Genomic DNA, 20,969 nt, shown 5'->3' on the forward strand with positions numbered 1-20,969 from the left:
TGTGCGGGTTTACCTGGAGGTTCCCATGAGAGGAACACGCGTTTCATTCTACAACCTGGCCTGGCGTTGGCATTTCTATGCAGGGCTGTTCGTGGCCCCCTTCATGATCCTGCTGGCCCTTACCGGGCTCGTGTACCTGTTCAAACCACAGCTCGATCCATGGCTGTACCGCGACCTGATGGTGGTCGAGGCCGGCCACCATCGCCAAGGGGCCGATGTGATGCTGGCCGAGGTGCGCACGGCGTACCCCGAAGGCCATGTGGGCCAGTACCTGCCGCCGCTGAACGCGCAGCGCAGTGCGCAGTTCGTGGTGCACGACGGCGGGCGCGAGCTGAATGTGTTCGTCGACCCGTACAGCGGCAAGATCCTCGGCGAGCAGGACGGCAAGCGCAACCTGCAAGCCATCGCCCGCGCCCTGCACGGCGAGTTGATGGTGGGCACCCTGGGTGATCGCCTGGTGGAACTGGCCGCAGGCTGGGGCATCGTGCTGGTGGTTTCGGGCCTGTACCTGTGGTGGCCACGCGGGCGCCTGGGCGCAGGCGTACTGTGGCCGCGCCTGGCCGCCCGAGGCCGGCTGTTCTGGCGCGACCTGCATGCGGTCAGTGGGTTCTGGGGCTCGGCGCTGCTGTTGTTGATGCTGCTCAGCGGCATGACCTGGACCGGGTTCTGGGGCAAGCAATATGCCGACCTGTGGAACCGCTTTCCGGTAGCGATGTGGAACGATGTGCCGAAGTCGGACCAGCAGGCACGCGAGCTCAACCATGCTCACCGCCAGACCGTGCCCTGGGCCGTGGAGAACACGCCGATGCCCCAGTCCGGGGCCCATGCCGAGCACGCCGGGCATCACACCCTGTCCAGCCAACCGGCCGCACCGAACGTGGGCGTGCAACAGGTCGAGGACATCGCCACGGCGCGGCAGGTGGAGCCGGGCTACAGCATTACCTTGCCTACCACGGCCGACGGCGTATTCACCGTTGCGGTGTTCGCCGACGATCCACGCAACGATGCCACCCTGCATGTGGACCAGTACACCGGCAAGGTGCTGGCCGATGTGCGCTGGCAGGACTACAGCCCTGTGGCCCGCGCCACGGAACTGGGGGTCATGCTGCACGAGGGCAAGATGTTCGGCCCGCTGAACCAGATCGTCATTGCGCTGGTGTGCCTGATGATTCTGCTGGGGTCGGTCAGTGGCTTGGTGATGTGGTGGAAGCGCAGACCCGAAGGCGGCCTGGGCGTCCCCCCGTTGCGCCACGACCTGCCGCGCTGGAAGACGGCCGTGGTGGTGATGCTGGCATTGGGGCTCGTCTTCCCCTTGGTGGGGGTGTCGATGGTGCTGATGTGGGTACTCGACAACCTGATGGTACGGCGCGCCAGGTTGGCGGCGCAGGCATAGGGCACGGTAGGCGGCTGTCGTGGAACCTCAGGCGAGCCGAAAGGCCCGCCGAGCGTTTCACGGCCCTGCCGGTCGGTGCAGCTTTATTGTCCAAAGCGCCGACGCTTGACCCTGATCATTTCTAAAGCGCCCTGCACTCACGATATCGTGTCGATCTGTCACGCCCGCACCTTTGCAGTGCGTGATAGCCTAGCCGGCTACGTCAGCCAACGCGACTGACCTCTACAAGGGAATGCAGCCTATGACGCAAACTGCGCCGACTCCATCCGACGATCAACACCTGCAACGCAACCTCACCAACCGACACATCCAGCTCATCGCCATTGGCGGTGCCATCGGCACCGGCCTGTTCATGGGCTCGGGCAAGACCATCAGCCTGGCTGGGCCGTCGATCATCTTCGTCTACATGATCATCGGTTTCATGCTGTTCTTCGTCATGCGTGCAATGGGCGAACTGCTGCTGTCGAACTTGAACTACAAGTCGTTCATCGACTTCTCCGCCGACCTGCTCGGTCCCTGGGCGGGCTACTTCACCGGCTGGACCTACTGGTTCTGCTGGGTAGTCACTGGCATTGCCGACGTGGTGGCCATTGCGGCCTATACCCAGTTCTGGTTCCCCGACCTGCCTCAGTGGATACCGGCGCTCACCTGCGTGGCCGTGCTGCTGTCGCTGAACCTGGTCACGGTCAAGCTGTTCGGCGAAATGGAGTTCTGGTTTGCCCTGATCAAGATCATCGCCATTCTGGGCCTGGTCGCCACCGGTCTGTACATGGTCATCACCGGTTTCACCTCCCCCAGCGGGCGCACGGCTCAACTGGCCAACCTGTGGAATGACGGCGGCATGTTCCCCCATGGCGTGATGGGCTTCTTCGCCGGGTTCCAGATCGCGGTGTTCGCCTTCGTGGGCATCGAGCTGGTCGGCACCACGGCGGCCGAAGCCAAGAACCCGGAGCGCACGCTGCCCAGGGCGATCAACTCGATCCCGATCCGCATCATCGTGTTCTATGTACTGGCACTGATCGCGATCATGGCCGTGACCCCATGGCGCGACGTGGTTCCGGGCAAGAGCCCGTTCGTGGAGCTGTTCGTGCTGGCAGGGCTGCCAGCGGCGGCGAGCATCATCAATTTCGTGGTGCTGACCTCGGCGGCCTCGTCTGCCAACAGCGGGGTGTTCTCCACCAGCCGCATGCTGTTCGGCCTGGCCCAGGAAGGCGATGCGCCCAAAGCGTTCGAGAAACTGTCCCGTCGCGCCGTGCCGGCCAACGGCTTGTACTTCTCCTGCCTGTGCCTGTTGCTCGGCGCGGTGCTGATCTACCTGGTCCCGAACGTGATCGAAGCCTTCACCCTGGTCACCACGGTGTCGGCGGTGCTGTTCATGTTCGTCTGGACGTTGATCCTGCTGTCGTACCTGAGCTACCGCAAGCACCGCGCAGCGCTGCACGAGCAGTCGATTTACAAGATGCCTGGCGGGCGCTTGATGTGCTACGTGTGCCTGGCGTTCTTCGCCGGCATCCTGGTGCTGCTGAGCCTGGAAGCCGACACCCGCTCGGCGCTGCTGGTGACGCCGATCTGGTTTGTGATCCTGGCGGTGACCTACCAGTTCGTGCGTAGCCGGCGCCAGCCGCGTACTGCCGTACGTGGGTCGTCGAGCAACTGATGAGGAAACTGTGCAGCCCATTCTCAGGCAGAACTGGCGAATGGGCGCACAACAGCCAGGCCGCTTCAGCCTTGCTCCAACCCCTTGAGCACTGCCTCGGCCAGGGCCAAGCCTTTCTCTAGCGAGTTTTCCGTCGCGGTCAGTAGACTACGAAGCGGCTCTCCCACCCTTTCCAGTGCTGCGGCATTGGTTTCATAAGCCGCTTTCAGCGCGGCAACGGCGCACACAAGTGCATCCTCGCTATCGATTCCAGCCTGAACCGACAGTATTGGATCATGAGCCTGATTGCAGGTGCCGAAATCGGCACTGGCGGTCACGGAACGCGATGTGCGGGGTGGATCTGGAACGATCTTCTTGAGCATGGTGCATCTCCTTGCAGCTCTCTCTTTATGACGCTCCGAGCCCATACGCCAATATGGGTGGACGGAGCCGTGCGGGTTGGCGTGCCGGCAGAGAGAACCGGTGAGCCCGAAGGCTCCCACACACGGCTCCGCCCATGACGGGTGCAGCCATGCAGAGCAAAGTCGCAAGGAGCGTCAATGCTCGATCTCTCTGTAAAACGGGACGCCAATCCCGGTCGCAGAATCTACTGCGGTGCCGAACGGTACTCAAGTACCGCTTATGTGTCAAAACTGTTCACCGCCCTGGACCCAATCCTGTGCAGGCCAGTCGCGCAAGCACCAATCTGGCCCCTATCCAAGCCCTGCATAGAAGCACAACCCTTCTAGACCGCAGCCTTGCGCACCACGGCACAGCCTTTGCAATCGCCCTTCTGCCCACACCACAACAACTCAGCGGAGAGAGCACATGAAGCGACGCAGTCTGATCAAGGCCTTCACCCTCAGCGCCTCGATGGCGGCGATGGGCCTTAGCTGGAGCCTCCAGGCCGCCGAGACCATCAAGGTCGGCATCCTGCATTCGCTGTCCGGGACCATGGCCATCTCCGAGACGTCGCTCAAGGACATGGCCTTGATGACCATCGATGAGATCAACGCCAAAGGTGGGGTGAACGGCAAGATGCTGGAGCCGGTGGTGGTGGACCCGGCGTCCAACTGGCCGCTGTTCGCCGAAAAAAGCCGCCAGTTGCTGACCCAGGACAAGGTCGCGGTGGTGTTCGGTTGCTGGACGTCGGTGTCGCGCAAATCGGTGTTGCCGGTATTCGAGGAGCTCAATGGTCTGCTGTTCTACCCGGTGCAATACGAGGGCGAAGAGATGTCGCCGAACGTGTTCTACACCGGCGCTGCGCCCAACCAGCAAGCGATTCCGGCGGTGGAATACCTGATGAGCGAGGATGGCGGCGGCGCCAAGCGTTTCTTCCTGCTGGGCACCGACTACGTCTACCCGCGCACCACCAACAAGATTCTGCGTGCGTTCCTGCACAGCAAGGGCGTGGCCGACAAGGACATCGAGGAGGTCTACACGCCGTTCGGCCACGCCGACTACCAGACCATCGTCGCCAACATCAAGAAGTTCTCGGCCGGGGCTAAGACGGCGGTAATTTCCACGGTCAACGGCGACTCCAACGTGCCTTTCTACAAAGAGCTGGCCAACCAGGGCCTGAAAGCGACCGATGTGCCGGTCGTGGCGTTCTCGGTGGGGGAAGAAGAGCTGCGGGGCATCGACACCAAGCCGTTGGTGGGTCATTTGGCCGCCTGGAACTACTTCGAGTCGGTGGATAACCCGGTCAACCAGAAGTTCGTCGCTGATTGGAAGGCGTATGCCAAGGCCAAAGGCCTGCCTGGCGCCGACAAGGCGGTAACTAACGATCCGATGGAAGCCACCTATGTGGGCATTCACATGTGGGCGCAGGCGGCGGAAAAAGCCAAATCCACCGATGTGGACAAGGTGCGCGAAGCGCTGGCCGGGCAGACCTTCAAGGCCCCTTCGGGCTACACCCTGACCATGGACAAGACCAATCACCACCTGCACAAGCCCGTGATGATCGGCGAGATCCAGGACGATGGGCAGTTCAGCGTGGTGTGGGAGACCGAGCAACCGCTGCGGGCACAACCCTGGAGCCCCTTCATCCCAGGCAACGACAAGCGCCCTGATTACGCCGTGAAAGGTAACTGAGGCCCAAGGCTGCTTTGCAGCCCGCCCGTAGGCGGCCCGGCGTTCGGGTACGCCTGCGCGTAAGCGCTGATTTACAGGAGAGCCTCATGCTCAGATTCCTGCTTACCCTGCTACTGCTGCTGCCCATGGCAGCCCAAGCCAGCGAGGGCGAGTTTTTCCTCGCCGCCAAGCCCGCCGAGCAGGCGCGCCTGCTCGATACCTGGGCCGCCCAACCCGAGCCGGGCCGGCTGGCGCTGTTGGAAAACCTGCAGGCCGGCCGCATTGCCAAGGACGACAACCGCAAGGTGCGCCTGAACAACCGCCTGCGCGGGCTGATCGACAATGCCCTGGCCAGCCACCGGTTACTCAGTGACGACAGCGCCACCCGGCTGGCTGCCGCCAGGCAGTTGCAAAAGAGTGCACAACCGGCCCAGGTCGCCTTGCTCGACCGGCGCTACGCCAGCGAGCCGGATGCGGCCGTGCGGGCAGCCTTGGGCCTGGCGTTGGCCAACCTGCAGCTCGGTGCCAGCGACCCGTCGGTGCGCCTGGCGGCCGTGCGCCTGTTGGGAGAAACCGGTGACCCAACGGCCCGCACCCGCCTGGAGGCGCTGTTGCAACCAGAGATGGAAACGGACCCCACGGTGCGTACCGCCGCCGAAACCAGCCTGGCCCAGGTCAAACGCAAGCTGCTGGTCGGTGAAGTGCTCGGCCAGGCCTTCAGTGGCCTGTCGCTGGGGTCGATCCTGCTGTTGGCGGCGCTGGGGCTGGCGATCACGTTCGGCCTTCTGGGGGTGATCAACATGGCGCACGGCGAGATGCTGATGCTCGGCGCCTACAGCACCTACATGGTGCAGGTCGTGGTGCAGCGCTACGCCCCGGGCGCCCTGGAGTTTTACCCGCTGATCGCCCTGCCCGTGGCGTTCGCCGTCAGTGCCGGTGTCGGCATGGCGCTGGAGCGCACGGTGATCCGCCACCTGTACGGCCGGCCCCTGGAAACCCTGCTGGCCACTTGGGGCATCAGCCTGATCCTGATCCAGGCTGTGCGGTTGCTGTTCGGCGCACAGAACGTCGAGGTCAGCAACCCGGCCTGGTTGTCGGGTGGCATCCAGGTCCTGCCCAACCTGATCCTGCCCTACAACCGCCTGGTGATCATCGCCTTCGCCCTGGCCGTGGTGCTGCTGACCTGGCTGCTGCTCAACCGCACGCGTCTGGGCCTGAACGTGCGCGCCGTCACCCAGAACCGCAACATGGCGGCCTGCTGCGGCGTGTCCACCGGGCGTGTGGACATGCTCGCCTTCGGCCTGGGCTCGGGCATCGCAGGCCTGGGCGGCGTGGCCTTGAGCCAGGTCGGCAACGTGGGGCCGGACCTGGGGCAAAGCTACATCATCGATTCATTCCTGGTGGTGGTGCTTGGGGGGGTCGGCCAACTGGCCGGAAGCCTCTGGGCGGCGTTCGGGCTGGGCATCGCCAACAAACTGCTGGAGCCGCAGATCGGTGCGGTGCTCGGCAAGATCCTCATCCTTGCGCTGGTCATTCTGTTCATCCAGAAGCGCCCGCAAGGCCTGTTTGCCCTCAAGGGACGGGTGATCGACTGATGAACCAGCCACTGCTTGTCACCGCCGCGCACAAAGCCGGCCCTCGCCTGTCGCTGGCGCTGGGTATCGCCGCCCTGACCCTGCTGCTCGCCTTGCCGCTGTTGTCACTGCTGCCCGCCGATCATGCCCTGCATGTGTCGGCCTATGTGCTCACACTGGTGGGCAAGATCCTCTGTTACGCCATCGTGGCCCTGGCCCTTGACCTGGTCTGGGGCTATGCGGGGCTGTTGTCGCTTGGCCATGGCCTGTTCTTTGCCCTGGGCGGCTATGCCATGGGGATGTACTTGATGCGCCAGGCCGCCGGGGACGGGCTGCCGGGTTTCATGACGTTCCTGTCCTGGAGCGAGCTGCCCTGGTACTGGGCAGGGACCCAGCACTTTGCCTGGGCCTTGTGCCTGGCGGTGCTGGCGCCTGGCATGCTGGCCCTGGTGTTCGGCTGGTTTGCCTTCCGCTCGCGGATCAAGGGTGTGTACTTCTCGATCATGACCCAGGCCCTGACCTTTGCCGGGATGTTGCTGTTCTTTCGCAATGAGACCGGTTTTGGCGGCAACAACGGTTTCACCAGCTTTCGCACCCTGCTGGGCTTCGACATCGCCGCACCCGGGACCCGCGCGGTGCTGTTCCTGCTCACCGTCGCACTGCTGGTCGCAAGCCTGTACCTGTGCTGGCGGCTGACGCGCAGCAAGTTCGGGCGCTTGTTGACAGCCGTTCGCGATGCCGAGAACCGATTGATGTTCTGTGGCTACGACCCGCGTGGTTTCAAGCTGCTGGTATGGGTGCTCAGTGCCATGCTGTGTGGCCTGGCAGGCGCGTTGTACGTGCCACAGGTCGGCATCATCAACCCTAGCGAGATGTCGCCCACCAACTCCATCGAGGCCGCTGTCTGGGTGGCGCTGGGCGGGCGCGGCACCCTGATCGGTCCCCTGCTGGGCGCAGGGCTGATCAACGGCATGAAGAGCTGGTTCACCGTGGCTTTCCCGGAATTCTGGCTGTTTTTCCTCGGCGCGCTGTTCATCCTCGTGACCCTGTACTTGCCCAAGGGCCTGGTCGGCCTGTGGAACAAAAGGAGCCAGCCATGAGAGGCCTGCCCCCGGTACACCCGGAGTTCATGCTCGAACCTGCCTTCGACCCGCAGGGTATCGGCCGCGACGCCATAGGCCTGGGCCATGCCCGGGTACCTGGCCTGGACGCGCGGCACGGCACCGTGCTGAGCCTTGAAGAGGTAAGCGTCAGTTTCGATGGGTTCAAGGCGCTCAATGCGCTGACGCTGTATATCGGCGTGGGCGAGCTGCGCTGCATCATCGGCCCGAACGGCGCCGGCAAGACCACGATGATGGACGTGATCACCGGCAAGACACGGCCCAGCGCAGGCAGTGCCTACTTTGGCGACACGCTCGACCTGACGCGCATGAGCGAATACCAGATTGCCCTGGCGGGTATCGGCCGCAAGTTCCAGAAACCCACGGTGTTCGAGGCGTTGAGCCTGTACGAAAACCTCGAGCTGGCGCTCAAGACCGACAAGTCGGTGTGGGCGAGCCTGAGGTCGCGCTTGAGCAGCGAGCAACGCGACAGGATCGACGAAGTCCTGACCACCGTGCGCCTGAACGGGCTGGCCTCGCGCCAGGCCGGGCTGCTGTCCCACGGCCAGAAGCAATTTCTGGAAATTGCCATGCTGCTGGTCCAGGAACCCCAATTGCTGTTGCTCGATGAACCCGTGGCCGGCATGACCGACGCCGAAACCGCTTTCACTGCCGAGCTGTTCAAGGGGCTTGCAGGCAAGCACTCGCTGATGGTGGTCGAGCATGACATGGGGTTCGTGGGCAGCATCGCCGACCATGTGACGGTGCTGCACCAGGGTTCGGTGCTGGCTGAGGGGCCGCTTGAGCAGGTGCAGGCCGATGATCGTGTGGTCGAGGTGTACCTCGGTCGTTGAGCAAGTGCACGTTTAATCATGCGTACACCGGTGAGCTACCGGGGTCGCACAACCGGTTACTTCAGGAGCCTCGCATGCTCAAGATCGATACGCTGCACCAGTACTACGGCGGCAGCCACATCCTGCGCGGCCTGTCCTTCGAAGCCAGGCTGGGCGAGGTCACCTGCCTGCTGGGTCGCAACGGCGTGGGCAAGACCACGTTGCTGCGTTGCCTGATGGGCCTGGTGCCTGTGCGCGAAGGCAGCGTGGAGTGGGAAGGCAAGCCCATTACCGCACTCAAGCCGCACCACCGGGTGCAGGCCGGCATCGCGTACGTACCGCAGGGCCGCGAAATTTTCCCGCGCCTGAGCGTCGAGGAAAACCTGCTGATGGGCTTGTCACGCTTTCCGGGGCGCGAGGCACGTGAAGTGCCTGCCTTCATCTACGAGTTGTTCCCTGTGCTCGAACAAATGAAGCAACGCCGAGGCGGGGATTTGTCCGGGGGGCAGCAACAGCAGCTGGCTATTGGCCGGGCACTGGCCAGTCGCCCGCGCCTGCTGATTCTCGATGAGCCCACCGAAGGCATCCAGCCTTCGGTGATCAAGGAAATAGGCGCGGTGATCCAGCGGCTGGCGCAGCGCGGCGACATGGCCATCCTGCTGGTCGAGCAGTTTTACGATTTTGCCGAAGCGTTGGCGGATCACTACCTGGTCATGGCCCGCGGCCAGATCGTACAGCGTGGCCGGGGCGAAAACATGCAGGCCGAAGGTGTACGCGGGCTGGTAACCATTTAACCTGCACGCTTCGACCTTGCGAGACGCTGCCATGAGTCACGAAATCCGCGACGCCCTGCCTGCCGACCTACCGGCCATCCTCGACATCTACAACGATGCCGTGCGCAACACCACGGCTATCTGGAACGAGACGCCGGTGGACCTGGCCAACCGCCAGGCCTGGTTCGACGCCCGTGCGCAACAGGGTTACCCGATACTGGTAGCCGTGGACGGCGCCGACGTGCTGGGCTACGCCTCGTTCGGGGACTGGCGCCCGTTCGAGGGGTTCCGCCACACGGTCGAGCATTCGGTGTACGTGCGCAGCGATCAGCGCGGCAAAGGGCTTGGGCCGGCGCTGATGCGTGCATTGATCGAGCGCGCACAAGGTGGCGGCAAGCACGTCATGGTCGCGGCCATCGAAAGCGGCAACGCAGCGTCTGTGCACCTGCACGAGCGCCTGGGGTTCGTGGTCACCGGGCAGATGCCGCAGGTGGGGGTGAAGTTCGGGCGCTGGCTGGACCTGACCTTCATGCAGCGGGTGCTGAACCCAGGGGCCGAGCCAGACCTGCCATGACACTGGGCAAGGCCGCCCTCACGCAGCCTTGCCCGGTGACACAAGGCTGCGCAGGCCAGCGCTCCAGCCCTGCCCGCGCCTGATTCCCCTCACATCTGCGTAAACCTGCCCAGGCGCTGGCGCAGCATGCTGTTCTCGTTGCGCAGCTGCTGCACCTCCTGGAGCAATTCCAGGGCCAGCGCCACGCCTTCCCATTCCAGCTCCAACTCCTGGTGCAGCTTGGCCGCGCGCCTTGCCAGCAGCGGTGCCTGATCGTCGAACAGCCAGTCTTCAGGCCTGCGCCCGGTTGGCTCCACAATGCCGTGCTCGACGATCTCGATCACACAGTCCGCCGTAAGGTCGGCTTCCTGACACAAGGTATGCATGTCCAGTTGAACGATCAGGGTGCTGCTCATGATCACTTACTCCATTGTGCCCTCGGGTCGAACGCGGCCTTCTCGGAAAGCTTGGCCCACAGTTCCCGGGTAGATTCGTCAGAGGTGGTCGGCATGACGACCTTGAGCTGTGCATAGAGGTTGCCGCGCTGGCCCTGCTTGTCGGCCAGGCCCTTGCCTGGCACCCGCAGGCGCTGCCCGCTCTGGCTGTCGGGGCGGATGGTCAGGTTGATCCTGCCTTCGAGCGTGGGCACCGCCACCTTGGTGCCCAAGGCCGCTTCCCAAGGCGCCAGCGGCACGGTGATGATCAGGTCATGCCCCTCGACGTCGAACAGCGGGTGCGGGGCCATGCGGATGGTCAGGAACAAATCGCCATTGGCACCGCCACCGACACCCGGGGCACCCTGGCCCTTGAGGCGAATGCGCTCGCCATCGGTCACGCCGGCCGGGATCTTGACGTTCAGGGTCTTGGTGGTGAACCCCGTACGCTGGCCCATGGCATTGGTTTGCGGAACCTGGAAGCTGATCTGCTTGGACTCCTTGCTCAGGGTTTCTTCCAGAAATACCGCCAGTTCAAGCTCCACGTCCTGCCCTCGCCTGCCGGCACTGCGCTGTTGTTGACGGGCGCCCCCGAACGGGTTGCCTCCACGACCGCCGAACATCGAGCTGAAAAAGTCCGAAAAATCGCCACTCTCGAAACCGCCTCCGGCCCCGCCTCGGCTTTCCCAGCCTGGCGGCGCCTGGAATGGCCGACCATGCTGGCCGCCGTACTTGCGAATTTCATCGAATTCGGCGCGTTTCTGCGCATCGCCCAGCACTTCGTAGGCCTCGTTGGCTTCCTTGAATTTGTCTTCGGCGTCGCGCTCTTTGCTGACATCAGGGTGATACTTGCGGGCCAGCTTGCGGTACGCGGCCTTGATCGCCTTGTCGTCCGCTGTGGGCTCTACGCCAAGTATCTTGTAGTAGTCTTTGAAGTCCATCTAGGGATCACCAGTGAGAATGTGCGTGTTGCTGGAGAAGATAGGGATCAAGCATAGCCTTTCAAGGCCCGCTTGGGGTTGCTCCATGGCAGACGACCGGTCTTGATTCTGTCGCCAGCTGGCATACACTGCGCGGCCGTTTTGCCTCCGGAAGCCTTTTCCCCATGTCCGACGTATCCCCGGCCCGCGCCCTTGGCATCGACTTTGGCACCTCCAACTCGACGGTTGGCTGGCACCGACCGGGCACGGAATCGCTGATTGCCCTGGAAGACGGCAAGATCACGTTGCCCTCGGTGGTGTTCTTCAACATCGAGGAGCGCCGCCCTGTCTACGGTCGGCTGGCCCTGCACGAATACCTCGAAGGCTACGAGGGGCGCCTGATGCGCTCGCTCAAGAGCCTGCTCGGGTCCAAGTTGATCAAGCACGACACCAGCGTGCTGGGCAGCGCACTGCCGTTCAAGGACCTGCTGGGCATGTTCATCGGTGAGCTGAAAAACCGCGCGCAGGCCGAGGCCGGCCGTGAGTTCGATCAGGTGGTACTCGGCCGCCCGGTATTCTTCGTCGACGAGGACCCGGCAGCCGACCAGGAAGCCGAGGACACGCTGGCCGAGGTAGCACGCAAGATCGGCTTCAAGGACGTGTCGTTCCAGTACGAGCCCATCGCTGCGGCGTTCGACTACGAGTCGGGCATCAGCCGGGAGGAACTGGTGCTGATCGTCGATATCGGCGGCGGTACTTCCGACTTCACCCTCATCAGGCTGTCGCCTGAGCGGCACGCGGTAGCCGAGCGCCAGAGCGACATCCTTGCGACCGGTGGCGTACACATCGGCGGCACGGACTTCGACAAGCAGCTGAGCCTGCAAGGGGTGATGCCGCTGTTCGGTTATGGCAGCCGCATGAAAAGCGGTGCCTTGATGCCAACCAGCTATCACCTGAACCTGGCCACTTGGCACACGATCAACGCCTTGTACTCACAGAAGTCGCAGTTGGCCTTGGGCAACATGCGCTACGACATCGAGGACACCCTCGGCGTGGATCGGCTGTTCAAGCTCATCGAGGAGCGCGCCGGGCATTGGCTGGCCATGGAAGTGGAAGCCAGCAAGATCGAGCTGACCGAACAGCCCAGTCGTCATGTCGACCTCGGCCGCATCGAATCCGGCCTTGGCGTGGACCTGTCTCGCAGCTTGTTCGAGATGGCCATCGAAAGCCTGCTGGAACGGGTGCGGGCCAGTGTCACGGACTTGCTGGCCAAGGCCGGGGTCAGCCAGGGCCAGGTCGACACGGTATTTTTCACGGGCGGCTCCAGCGGCATTCCAGCCCTGCGCAACAGCGTGGCGGCGATGTTGCCCAATGCACGTCATGTGGAAGGCAACATCTTTGGCAGCATCGGCAGTGGGCTGGCCATCGAGGCACGCAAGCGCTACGGCGCGTGACGAAATGACCGGGGTAAGGGGCGCTTGGGTCGCCCCTCGTTGGCGGTGGCGCTGGTCAACACCGCCTGACCAAGCCTGACGCCGGCCCTGCTATGCCCTGAGCAGGCCCGCCGTGGCCGCATTCAAACCAGCTCCATCCTGCGCAGCTCGCTCTTGAGATAGGCGTAATAGACCGGCCCTGCCACCACCCCCGGCAGGCCGAACGCCGCTTCGAACACCAGCATCGCCAACAGCAGTTCCCAAGCCTTGGCCCTGATCTGCCCCCCGACGATCTTGGCGTTGAGGAAGTATTCCACCTTGTGGATGACGATCAGGTAGACCAACGCCGCCGCAGCCACCCACACCGACAACGACAACCCCACGATGGTGATCAGGGTGTTGGACATGAGGTTGCCAATGACCGGTAGCAGACCCAACAGGAACGTCAGCACGATCAAGGTCTTGGTCAGCGGCAGATGCACCCCGAACAGCGGCAGCACCACGGCCAGGAAGATGCCGGTGAATGCGGTATTGAGCAGGGAAATCTTGATCTGGGCGAAAACGATGTTGCGAAACGCCTGGACCAGCAGGCTCAGACGCTCGAACAGGGCGGCAGCCAGTGGCTTGCGCCGAGAGATGTCGGGTATGCGCTGCAGGGCGACGATGGCCCCCAGGATCATGCCGATCAGCAGGGTCACGAACATGTGCGCCATGCCCTTGCCCACCAGTTGCAAATCACTGAGGTGGCTCTTGATCCAGTCGCCGATCGCCACTTTGAACTCTGCCGCGCTGGCCGGCAGGTAGCCCTCGATGAACGGCGGCAACTGGCCGCGTGCCCGCTCCACCAGCGCCATGAACTTGTCCAGCGAAGCGCCTGGATTTTCCGCTTCATGCAACAGGAAGCTGAATGCCCCGGCGATCAACAGCGCAAGGCTGATCACCACCAGCGTCCCCAGCAGCGCCACTGCCAGCCAGCGCGCACGCTGCCCGGCAATCAACGGCTGCAGGCGCGGCGTGAGCATGTTGACCAGTTCGAACACCAGCAGGCCTGCCAGCAGGCTGGGCAGCAGCTTCAACGGCAATGCCATCAGCAAGCCTGCGAATACGATGATCAAACTTGCCAGGGTGACTTGGCGGGGGGTGAAGGTCATACAGCCTCAGCGGCAGCCAGCGAAGAAGATCCGCAGTCTGCCAGCGTTAGGCCTGCAGGCATAGGCACCGATCATTTCTTCTTCAGGCAGTCACTCATGAACGCCTTGCGCTCATCACCCTTGAGCACCTTGGCAGTGGCGTCGGCATTGCACGTCTTCATTTTTTCCTGCTGGGTGGGTGGCACCTGTTTCTTCAGGCACGTACTCATGAAGGCCTTGCGGGCGTCGCCCTTGAGCGATTGCGCCGTGGCATCTGCATTGCACGTTTTCATCTTTTCCTGCTGGGTAGTAGTTGCCGCAAAGCCCTGGGCGCTGAACATCAGCGCGACCATCAGCAACGGAATGTGCAGCCGTTTCATGTCGTGTTCTCCTGAGCCCGCGCCCAACGCACGGTGACACCAGCAGTGTAGACAAGCCTGGCGCGAGGCCCGGTTTGCCATCAAGCGCACGACAACCATTTGCACGCAGGCAATTGGCTAGCTCGATCGAACTCCTGGCGCTGCGTGAGGTTCAAAACCTGCACATACCCTTTTGTGCAAGGAGCGGGACGATGTTCAAGCAGACTCTGGCAATCCTTCTGGCCAGCGCCACCCTGGCGGCATGCGGCAGCCGCCCGGAAAACCCGGTGGACTATGTGACCTACCGCAACGAGCCCCTGGTCAAGCAGGTCGAAAATGGCATGACCATGCAGCGCGTGATCGCCATCGGCGGCAGCCCGTCCAATGTCATCGACCTGCCCAATGGCGGCACCTGCAACGATTACATCCTCAACCGCGACGGCAAGCAGCAGCCGTACTACGTGCGCTTCGATGCCACCGGCCATGTGGATGCCAAGGGTTTCAAGACCTGCAAACAACGTGAAGAAGACCGCGAGGCCGTCAAAGGCGCGTAAGGCTTCCGCTACCTGACTACGACTACCTGATGCTTTTCGGAGATGAAACATGAACACGACTGAAATGACCGATATCCAGACCCTGCGCCAGCGTGCACGCGAGCATGTGGAAAATGGTGCAGTGACCGAAGGCTACAATGCCGATCGCGAGCGCATCATCAAGCTGCTCAACGATTCGCTGGCCACCGAGCTGGTCTGCACCCTGCGCTACAAGCGTCACTACTTCATGGCTTCTGGCGTCAAGGCCAGTGTGGCTGCCGAAGAATTCCTGGAGCATGCCAACCAGGAATCCGAACATGCCGACAAGCTGGCCGAGCGTATCGTGCAACTGGGCGGTGAGCCTGACTTCAACCCGGACAACCTGAGCAAGAACTCCCACGCCCAGTACGTGGCGGGTGCGACCCTCAAGGAAATGGTCCTGGAAGACTTGGTGGCCGAGCGTATCGCCATCGACAGCTACCGCGAGATCATCCAGTACATCGGCGACAAGGACCCGACCACTCGCCGTATCTTCGAAGATATTCTGGCGCAAGAAGAAGAGCACGCCGATGACATGTCCGACCTGCTCGACGGTCTGTAAGGCCAATCGCAACACGCAAGGCCGCTGATGCGGTAATGCTCGTCACGCAGGGCTGCTTCGCAGCCCATTGCGGTCGGTCCGGCGCCCTGATCGGACCGTTCCCAGCCTCGGTGATTGTGAAGCGCCGACTGTCTTGTCCCAGACCTTTGAGTTACTGAACCCTGTGATCGGTCCCGCCGAGGTGCTGGGCTGGCTGCCAGGCCACGCAGCGCCAAGGGTTTCCAGCTCGGCAGCTCAGAGGGTCGGGGCTGCTGCGCAGCCCCAGCATTCCAGCTCGGCAACTAACAGGGCCACAGGGCGCGGCAGGACATCTGAACCGCCGCGCCCATCGTCTTCCATCACTTGCGGCCTTTGACGGCCGCCGGCGCCTTGCCTTCCTTCATCTGCTGCAACAACGGTGTGCACTGGTTGGGATCATCACCACTGCTGGGCGCGACCAGCGCCAGGAGACCGGCCGCAGGCCCCGCGACCACCCCAAGGGCAACCATGCCGGCACCGCGCAGCGCCAGCGGTACGGCCTGCACCCCGGCGCTCGGTTTGGCGAAAGCTCCCCGCACATACAGCGGCGAGCGCAGGGAGAACAGCCTCAGCCCCTTGGATTCCGGTGTGATCTTCAGGTCCAGGCGCTCATTGGCGAAGTTGGCGGTGCCGTTGATGTAGATGATCGCGTTCTCGGTATCGAAAATGAACAGACGCGTGCTGGCAAGGCCATCCTTGATACCGACATCGGCAGCGGCGCAGTTGATCTTCACGTCTTCATCACCGAACAGTTTGTCGACGATGTAGTTGCCCACGTTCAACCCTGCGATTTCCATGAGGCTGCGGCTGATGGCGCCATCGTTGACCAGCATGCGCAGGTCGCCATTGGCGCTACCGAGCAGTGCTGCCACGGAGTTGCCGCTACCGGTAATGTCGGCATCCCCATTGAGCTCGCCAAAGCTGCTTTGCATCGGCGCGAAAGAAGGGAACAGCTGCTTGAGCTTGAATCCCCTGGCGGTCAGCCGTGCACGCCCCTGCAACGGAACGTTGCGGCCGTCCAGGCGGATGCGCGATGCCAGATTGCCGCCCGCTACGCCAAACCTCAAAGGCTCCAGGCGCAGCAGGCCGTCTTCCAGGATCACGTGGGCCGACAGGTCGTTGAAGGGAAGCTGCTCGCTGTGCACGATGCGCTTGCCGGTGAAGGTGACATCGGCATCCATGGCGCGCCAGCGGTCGGTACGAAATTCCTCGACCGGCAGGACCTTGTCGGACGGCTGCTTGCTGGCACCGCCACGGGCTTTCTGCTCGGCATTGGAGTCAGCGCCGATCAGTGGCGCCAGGTCCTTGAACAGGAGCTGGTTGGAAACGAGCTTGCCCGTGAGCTTGGGCCGAGGCTTGCTGGCGACGTACGCCAGGTCACCATGAATGTCGCTGTCACCGATCTTGCCATTGAACCCTTGGTACTTGAAGGTGGCGCCCTGCTCAGCGTGCAGGTTGGCGCTGAGGTGGCCATCGGTGGAATATGCCGGGGTGTCAGGCAATGTCACGCCGGTCAACGGGAACAGATTGCCAAGGCTCGCGCCCGACAGGCGCAGTCGCAGGTCGAGTGCACCCAGGTTGAGCGGATCGGTCAGGGTACCGGCCAGTACCACATGGGTGTCGGCGATGCGCACATCCGCTTGCAGTGGGAAGGGTTGATCGGATGCTTTGAGTGCCAGCAGGCCACCGATCTTGCCAGTGCCGGACACGGGCTGATCCTTGTAGCGCCCCTGCGCCTTGAGGCCGAATGCATAGTCCTGTGCAGGCGCCGACTTCTCGGCCGTGGCCTTGCCCACGATGTCGCTGAACGGAATGGGCTTACCCAGCGGATCGATCTGGACCTTCATGCGAGCCTTGAGCGTCTGGTCGTCGAAGCTGACGTTACCTTGGTCGAAACCAATCGCGCCGATGTCCATTTCCCATTTGGACGGTGCTTCGTTTTCGTCTTTCGGGCCGAAGTCGAAGTTCCAGTTGGCCCTGCCGTCCGCCAGGCGTGTCAGGCTGGCAGTCGGCTTGGTCAAGTTGATGCGCGGGATGCTGACTTGGTGAAACAACAGGGGCAGCGGCGACAGGCGAAACTCCACGCGCTCCAGTGCTACCATCTGCGGCTCTTTGAGCCAGTCCGGGTTGCCCAGGGTGAGGTCTTCAGCCGTGAAATGCGGCCAAGGTATCCATGCCCGCCAGCCCCCTTCTTCAGGCTCGGTGCGCCAGTGCACTGCAAGGTTGCCGTTGATGGCGAAGGGCCGATGCAAGGCCTCGGACACCTTCTCGTTGAGCAGCGGCTTGACGCGGTTCCAGTCGAAGGTGGCAATCACCACGACCAGGATTGCCAGCACGGTCAGCAGTGTGGTCAGGGTCCAGAGGATGATTCTGGCGGGGCGCGTCATTGCGTGAGTCTCCATGCGGCAAGGCGAAAACAAGCGTAGCGGTGAGGGGTCATGTATCTGGGACTGATGAAAGGCGTGAGGGTTTTATCTCAGGGGGAGGATAGCCAAGAATTTCCCGCGTCTGGGTGCGTTTGGCTCGTCATGCTCACTCGGTGCATCCCTTACGCACCCCTACCATCAAGCCCACCGGCGGCCCTGCAAGGCTCTGAATAGAGCCTTTGACGCCTGATATCAATGGGGTCGATTTTTACCATTACCCGGATGAACTTCTCTGTGCAGGTGCGAGGCGTAGCATTGGCTACACACCCACTTTCCAGCCCCGCAGAGGAGCACCGAATCATGAAACGCCATCTGTTGACCCTCACCTTTTCCTTGCTTGCAGCCAATGCGTTCGCCCTGCCAGGTGCCGAGCAGCACCTGACGGCCGAATCGCGTTCGAGCGCTGTTCAAACCATCCAACCACTTGAAACACTCGCCGAAGGCGGCTCCGACCGGTTGATCGAGCGCAGCGCCCGTGTTGCCGAAGGGGGTTCCGACCGCCTGATCGAGCGCAGCGCCCGTGTTGCCGAAGGGGGTTCCGATCGCCTGATCGAGCGCAGCGCCCGTGTCGCCGAGGGCGGTGCAGATCGCTTGTCGCAAACGGCACGGGTGAGCTGACCTTATGGAAGACGCACCGCGCTGTCGTCTACCTGACCTCCCCCTTCGAGCCCGGTCCATTGACCGGGCTTCGTTTTTTTAACTAGAGTGCCCAGCCACCCTTTATAGAAACCTGCATCATGTTGCCGCGTGCCGAACAGAAGCTACAGACCCGCCAGGCCCTGCTCGATGCCGCCTGCCTGCTCATGGAGAGTGGTCGTGGCTTTGGCAGCATCAGCTTGCGCGAAGTGGCCAAGGCGGCCGGCATCGTGCCCACCGGTTTCTACCGGCATTTCCCGGACATGGATGCACTGGGCCTGGCTCTGGTCAATGAGGTGGACGATACCTTCCGCCAGACCATCCGGCTGGTGCGGCACAACGAGTTCGAGCTGGGCGGTATCACGGATGCGTCAGTTCGTATATTTCTCGATGTAGTCGCTGCCCACCGCGCCCAGTTTCTATTCCTGGCACGGGAGCAGTACGGAGGGTCGCAGCCCGTGCGCCAGGCCATCGCCCAATTGCGGGAAAACATTACCGCTGACCTGGCCACCGACCTGGCCCGGATGCAGCGTTGGCAGCACCTGGACAATGCGGCGCTTACCGTCATGGCGGACCTGGTGGTCAAGACCGTGTTCGCCACCTTGCCCGAATTGATCGACAGGCCGGAAAGGGGTGAGCCGCAGGCGTTGACCCCTCAGGAGAAGATCACCCAGCAGCTGCGCTTCATTTTCGTCGGTGCGCGGCACTGGCAAGGGCTCGGCAACCCCGGCTGACGGGCTCGGCAGACCCGACTTCTGCTACCATGGCGCCCTGCCCGACAGCGACGAGCGCCAAGATGTCCAACCCCCGCCCTACCCTGCCCGAACTGACCCGCTTCAATCAGCACTTTGCCGCGTGCATCGTGCCCCTATGGCAGGGGCCAGGTTGGAACACCGAGATGGCGTTGCCTTACGAGGCCCTGGACGCCGAGCATCAGCCGCTGCCGGTGCAGCGCTATCGGGCCATGGCTTGCGCACGCCAGTTGTACCTGTTCAGCAGCCGCATCGGTCAACCGGGCGCGGCCGAACGCGCCGCGGCATTGTTCCGCTCCTTGCAAAAGCACTTTCATGACCCCGAGCACGGTGGCTGGTTCTACAGCATCGACGCCCAGGGCAAACCGCTGGACCGACGCAAGGACCTCTATACCCACGCGTTCATCGTCTTCGCCTGCGCGCACTATTGGGGCCAGGTCCGCGACAGCCTGGTGGCCTCCACCCTGGCTGGTGCGCTGGACGTCATCGAGCATCGCTTTGCCCGGGATGATGGCTTGTACGAGGCCAGTCTGGGTGAAGACTGGGGCAACCTGGGCAGTGGCGCGCTGCAAAACCCGCAGATGCACCTGGCAGAGGCCTTCTTGCAGGTGTTGGCCGTGCGTGATGATCAGGCTGTGCAGCAATCGCTTCTACAGTTATGCACAGCGATGCAGGCCCACTTCATCGACCCTGCCCACGGGGTGATGCTGGAAAAGCCCCGGGGCACTGTGGATAACTGGTTCGAGCCGGGTCATCAGTTCGAGTGGTTCTATTTGCTGCACACTTCGCCGCTGCTGCGTGGGACGGCGTTGCATGCGTCCATTGAGCGGGGCTTTGTTTTTGCCGAGCACCATGGCGTGAAGGACGAGGCGGTGCTGGCGATGCTGGATGTGCAAGGGCATGTGCTGGATGCGACTCAGCGGATCTGGGCACAGGCCGAATACGCCAGGGCCCTGGCATTGCGCCCTGATGCCGATGTAAAGCTGCCCAAGCTGTTGCAGGCCCTGCAGGGGCGGTTCTTGCGGCAAGCGGGATGGTATGAATGCCGGGACGGGCAAGGCGATGTCAGCCGGCATGATATGCCGTCGACTACGCCTTATCATCTGGCCACCTGTCTGGAAGGGTTGAAGCGATTGGAGGGGTGAGGTCGGGGCCTGCAATGTTGTTACCGTAATGGGCAGTGAGGCTCAGATCCTGGAGCAGTCCAGTGCGCTGGCACGTTTTCGTCACTGGAATACGTACAAGGGCGAGTGTTGTAGGAACTGCCACAGTATCAAGCGCTTGACTTGATGGCGCCGCATGTTCGTACTGCTAATAGCGCTGCCTAATACTTGGAATATGACATAACCGAAAATCAAAGCTCTCTGCTCTTGCACTAGCAAATATAACTTCAAAATTAGTTAACGCTAGCACACTCATTGAACACTACACAGGCTATGTATAGCGGCAAGTTTAGACGTTATCATCCCCACTATAGACGCTCTTGCTCTTGCTCTTGCTCTTGATCTTGATCTTGATCTTGATCTTGATCTTGATCTTGCTTTTGATCTTCGCGACTTCAGAAGGCCGAACGCAGGTCTTGCGGAGGGAGGTGACAGGCATGGATGCCTGTCAAGCGCTGGGCCCCAGGATGGGGCCTACAGCGCGGTCCTCCCGGGAGCAAGACCGGAGTGAGGGAACCCCGAAGCGCAGCGTAGGGGCCGTATGAACGGAGCGCAGCCTTTTTTGGTTACTTTTTGTGGCGTTTGACAAAAAGTGACTCGCCGTAAGGGCGAAAAGGTGATTAAGCGTC

At 62.5% G+C, this 20,969-nt stretch carries 20 protein-coding genes and 1 pseudogene; 14 read left to right on the forward strand and 7 right to left on the reverse strand.

What is annotated here, in order from left to right; all coding sequences use genetic code 11:
- The first annotated feature begins 25 nt into the window (after positions 1 to 25).
- Positions 26 to 1,393, forward strand: coding sequence for a PepSY domain-containing protein (locus tag CRP40_RS18950; protein WP_027915291.1), 1,368 nt, complete (start codon positions 26 to 28; stop codon positions 1,391 to 1,393).
- Positions 1,394 to 1,634: 241 nt separating this feature from the next.
- Positions 1,635 to 3,050, forward strand: coding sequence for a D-serine/D-alanine/glycine transporter (gene cycA, locus CRP40_RS18955; RefSeq protein WP_027915292.1), 1,416 nt, complete (start codon positions 1,635 to 1,637; stop codon positions 3,048 to 3,050).
- Positions 3,051 to 3,115: 65 nt separating this feature from the next.
- Here cycA and CRP40_RS18960 read toward each other — a convergent pair whose 3' ends face one another.
- On the reverse strand, positions 3,116 to 3,412 hold the full coding sequence (locus CRP40_RS18960) for a hypothetical protein (protein WP_027915293.1): 297 nt from the start codon (positions 3,410 to 3,412) through the stop codon (positions 3,116 to 3,118).
- Between the two features lie 445 nt (positions 3,413 to 3,857).
- Here CRP40_RS18960 and urtA point away from each other — a divergent pair, with 445 nt between their 5' ends.
- The 6 genes from urtA to CRP40_RS18990 all read left to right on the forward strand — a co-directional run bounded on the left by urtA (position 3,858) and on the right by CRP40_RS18990 (position 9,956).
- Positions 3,858 to 5,123, forward strand: a complete 1,266-nt coding sequence (gene urtA / locus CRP40_RS18965) for an urea ABC transporter substrate-binding protein (RefSeq protein WP_027915294.1) — start codon at positions 3,858 to 3,860, stop codon at positions 5,121 to 5,123.
- Between the two features lie 125 nt (positions 5,124 to 5,248).
- The gene (urtB, locus tag CRP40_RS18970; RefSeq protein ID WP_225806698.1) at positions 5,249 to 6,697 is read left to right on the forward strand and encodes an urea ABC transporter permease subunit UrtB; all 1,449 of its coding nucleotides are present in this window, start codon (positions 5,249 to 5,251) and stop codon (positions 6,695 to 6,697) included.
- Positions 6,697 to 7,776 (forward strand): urea ABC transporter permease subunit UrtC, encoded by a 1,080-nt coding sequence (gene urtC / locus CRP40_RS18975; protein ID WP_027915296.1) that lies wholly within the window; start codon positions 6,697 to 6,699, stop codon positions 7,774 to 7,776. Before urtB ends, urtC begins: the two co-directional genes overlap by 1 nt.
- Complete coding sequence (urtD, locus tag CRP40_RS18980; RefSeq protein WP_027915297.1) at positions 7,773 to 8,630, forward strand: urea ABC transporter ATP-binding protein UrtD; 858 nt, start codon at positions 7,773 to 7,775, stop codon at positions 8,628 to 8,630. Before urtC ends, urtD begins: the two co-directional genes overlap by 4 nt.
- A 74-nt stretch (positions 8,631 to 8,704) precedes the next feature.
- Positions 8,705 to 9,403: an urea ABC transporter ATP-binding subunit UrtE gene (urtE, locus tag CRP40_RS18985; RefSeq protein ID WP_027915298.1), complete on the forward strand. Its 699-nt coding sequence runs from the start codon at positions 8,705 to 8,707 to the stop codon at positions 9,401 to 9,403.
- 31 nt (positions 9,404 to 9,434) lie between these two features.
- The gene (locus CRP40_RS18990) at positions 9,435 to 9,956 is read left to right on the forward strand and encodes a GNAT family N-acetyltransferase (RefSeq protein WP_027915299.1); all 522 of its coding nucleotides are present in this window, start codon (positions 9,435 to 9,437) and stop codon (positions 9,954 to 9,956) included.
- An 89-nt stretch (positions 9,957 to 10,045) separates the two neighbouring features.
- Here the strand turns inward: CRP40_RS18990 and CRP40_RS18995 are convergent, their stop codons facing one another.
- Together CRP40_RS18995 and cbpA are read right to left on the reverse strand one after the other, a co-directional pair.
- On the reverse strand, positions 10,046 to 10,351 hold the full coding sequence (locus tag CRP40_RS18995) for a chaperone modulator CbpM (protein ID WP_023534557.1): 306 nt from the start codon (positions 10,349 to 10,351) through the stop codon (positions 10,046 to 10,048).
- 2 nt (positions 10,352 to 10,353) lie between these two features.
- Positions 10,354 to 11,310, reverse strand: coding sequence for a curved DNA-binding protein (cbpA, locus tag CRP40_RS19000; RefSeq protein ID WP_027915300.1), 957 nt, complete (start codon positions 11,308 to 11,310; stop codon positions 10,354 to 10,356).
- A gap of 164 nt (positions 11,311 to 11,474) precedes the next feature.
- On the opposite strand from cbpA, the gene CRP40_RS19005 reads away from it, so the two are divergent.
- Positions 11,475 to 12,743, forward strand: coding sequence for an Hsp70 family protein (locus tag CRP40_RS19005; RefSeq protein WP_027915301.1), 1,269 nt, complete (start codon positions 11,475 to 11,477; stop codon positions 12,741 to 12,743).
- Between the two features lie 122 nt (positions 12,744 to 12,865).
- Here the strand turns inward: CRP40_RS19005 and CRP40_RS19010 are convergent, their stop codons facing one another.
- The gene (locus CRP40_RS19010; RefSeq protein WP_027915302.1) at positions 12,866 to 13,873 is read right to left on the reverse strand and encodes a membrane protein; all 1,008 of its coding nucleotides are present in this window, start codon (positions 13,871 to 13,873) and stop codon (positions 12,866 to 12,868) included.
- A gap of 71 nt (positions 13,874 to 13,944) precedes the next feature.
- Positions 13,945 to 14,232, reverse strand: a complete 288-nt coding sequence (locus CRP40_RS19015; RefSeq protein WP_027915303.1) for a PsiF family protein — start codon at positions 14,230 to 14,232, stop codon at positions 13,945 to 13,947.
- Between the two features lie 191 nt (positions 14,233 to 14,423).
- Here CRP40_RS19015 and osmE point away from each other — a divergent pair, with 191 nt between their 5' ends.
- Both osmE and CRP40_RS19025 read left to right on the forward strand, forming a co-directional pair.
- Entirely contained in the window at positions 14,424 to 14,765 is a 342-nt protein-coding gene (osmE, locus tag CRP40_RS19020) for an osmotically-inducible lipoprotein OsmE (protein WP_027915304.1), read from the forward strand.
- Between the two features lie 49 nt (positions 14,766 to 14,814).
- A complete protein-coding gene (locus tag CRP40_RS19025) occupies positions 14,815 to 15,345 on the forward strand; it encodes a ferritin-like domain-containing protein (RefSeq protein ID WP_023534650.1) in 531 nt (176 codons plus the stop codon).
- Positions 15,346 to 15,683: 338 nt separating this feature from the next.
- Here CRP40_RS19025 and CRP40_RS19030 read toward each other — a convergent pair whose 3' ends face one another.
- Positions 15,684 to 17,750: an AsmA family protein gene (locus CRP40_RS19030; RefSeq protein ID WP_027915305.1), complete on the reverse strand. Its 2,067-nt coding sequence runs from the start codon at positions 17,748 to 17,750 to the stop codon at positions 15,684 to 15,686.
- Positions 17,751 to 18,089: 339 nt separating this feature from the next.
- On the opposite strand from CRP40_RS19030, the pseudogene CRP40_RS19035 reads away from it, so the two are divergent.
- The 3 genes and pseudogenes from CRP40_RS19035 to CRP40_RS19045 form a co-directional block, all read left to right on the forward strand.
- Positions 18,090 to 18,404: pseudogene (locus CRP40_RS19035) on the forward strand (phage infection protein); the annotation flags it as partial.
- A 122-nt stretch (positions 18,405 to 18,526) separates the two neighbouring features.
- Complete coding sequence (locus CRP40_RS19040; protein WP_027915307.1) at positions 18,527 to 19,159, forward strand: TetR family transcriptional regulator; 633 nt, start codon at positions 18,527 to 18,529, stop codon at positions 19,157 to 19,159.
- A gap of 62 nt (positions 19,160 to 19,221) precedes the next feature.
- Positions 19,222 to 20,322: an AGE family epimerase/isomerase gene (locus CRP40_RS19045; RefSeq protein WP_027915308.1), complete on the forward strand. Its 1,101-nt coding sequence runs from the start codon at positions 19,222 to 19,224 to the stop codon at positions 20,320 to 20,322.
- Positions 20,323 to 20,629: 307 nt separating this feature from the next.
- Here the strand turns inward: CRP40_RS19045 and CRP40_RS22050 are convergent, their stop codons facing one another.
- The gene (locus CRP40_RS22050; RefSeq protein ID WP_176505847.1) at positions 20,630 to 20,779 is read right to left on the reverse strand and encodes a hypothetical protein; all 150 of its coding nucleotides are present in this window, start codon (positions 20,777 to 20,779) and stop codon (positions 20,630 to 20,632) included.
- Positions 20,780 to 20,969: the final 190 nt, after the last annotated feature.

This window comes from Pseudomonas sp. URMO17WK12:I9, assembly GCF_900230165.1.
GTDB classification, from domain to species: domain Bacteria; phylum Pseudomonadota; class Gammaproteobacteria; order Pseudomonadales; family Pseudomonadaceae; genus Aquipseudomonas; species Aquipseudomonas fulva.

Excerpts from the sequence above, each read along its gene's own strand:
- CRP40_RS19045 (WP_027915308.1), top strand. The coding sequence starts at position 19,222 with ATGTCCAACCCCCGCCCTACCCTGCCCGAACTGACCCGCTTCAATCAG.
- CRP40_RS18950 (WP_027915291.1), top strand. The coding sequence starts at position 26 with ATGAGAGGAACACGCGTTTCATTCTACAACCTGGCCTGGCGTTGGCAT.
- CRP40_RS22050 (WP_176505847.1), bottom strand. The coding sequence starts at position 20,779 with ATGCCTGTCACCTCCCTCCGCAAGACCTGCGTTCGGCCTTCTGAAGTC.
- urtB (WP_225806698.1), top strand. The coding sequence starts at position 5,249 with ATGGCAGCCCAAGCCAGCGAGGGCGAGTTTTTCCTCGCCGCCAAGCCC.
- CRP40_RS19005 (WP_027915301.1), top strand. The coding sequence starts at position 11,475 with ATGTCCGACGTATCCCCGGCCCGCGCCCTTGGCATCGACTTTGGCACC.
- CRP40_RS18995 (WP_023534557.1), bottom strand. The coding sequence starts at position 10,351 with ATGAGCAGCACCCTGATCGTTCAACTGGACATGCATACCTTGTGTCAG.
- urtE (WP_027915298.1), top strand. The coding sequence starts at position 8,705 with ATGCTCAAGATCGATACGCTGCACCAGTACTACGGCGGCAGCCACATC.
- cycA (WP_027915292.1), top strand. The coding sequence starts at position 1,635 with ATGACGCAAACTGCGCCGACTCCATCCGACGATCAACACCTGCAACGC.
- urtD (WP_027915297.1), top strand. The coding sequence starts at position 7,773 with ATGAGAGGCCTGCCCCCGGTACACCCGGAGTTCATGCTCGAACCTGCC.
- urtA (WP_027915294.1), top strand. The coding sequence starts at position 3,858 with ATGAAGCGACGCAGTCTGATCAAGGCCTTCACCCTCAGCGCCTCGATG.
- CRP40_RS19015 (WP_027915303.1), bottom strand. The coding sequence starts at position 14,232 with ATGAAACGGCTGCACATTCCGTTGCTGATGGTCGCGCTGATGTTCAGC.
- CRP40_RS19040 (WP_027915307.1), top strand. The coding sequence starts at position 18,527 with ATGTTGCCGCGTGCCGAACAGAAGCTACAGACCCGCCAGGCCCTGCTC.
- CRP40_RS18990 (WP_027915299.1), top strand. The coding sequence starts at position 9,435 with ATGAGTCACGAAATCCGCGACGCCCTGCCTGCCGACCTACCGGCCATC.
- osmE (WP_027915304.1), top strand. The coding sequence starts at position 14,424 with ATGTTCAAGCAGACTCTGGCAATCCTTCTGGCCAGCGCCACCCTGGCG.
- CRP40_RS18960 (WP_027915293.1), bottom strand. The coding sequence starts at position 3,412 with ATGCTCAAGAAGATCGTTCCAGATCCACCCCGCACATCGCGTTCCGTG.
- CRP40_RS19030 (WP_027915305.1), bottom strand. The coding sequence starts at position 17,750 with ATGACGCGCCCCGCCAGAATCATCCTCTGGACCCTGACCACACTGCTG.
- CRP40_RS19025 (WP_023534650.1), top strand. The coding sequence starts at position 14,815 with ATGAACACGACTGAAATGACCGATATCCAGACCCTGCGCCAGCGTGCA.
- cbpA (WP_027915300.1), bottom strand. The coding sequence starts at position 11,310 with ATGGACTTCAAAGACTACTACAAGATACTTGGCGTAGAGCCCACAGCG.
- CRP40_RS19010 (WP_027915302.1), bottom strand. The coding sequence starts at position 13,873 with ATGACCTTCACCCCCCGCCAAGTCACCCTGGCAAGTTTGATCATCGTA.
- urtC (WP_027915296.1), top strand. The coding sequence starts at position 6,697 with ATGAACCAGCCACTGCTTGTCACCGCCGCGCACAAAGCCGGCCCTCGC.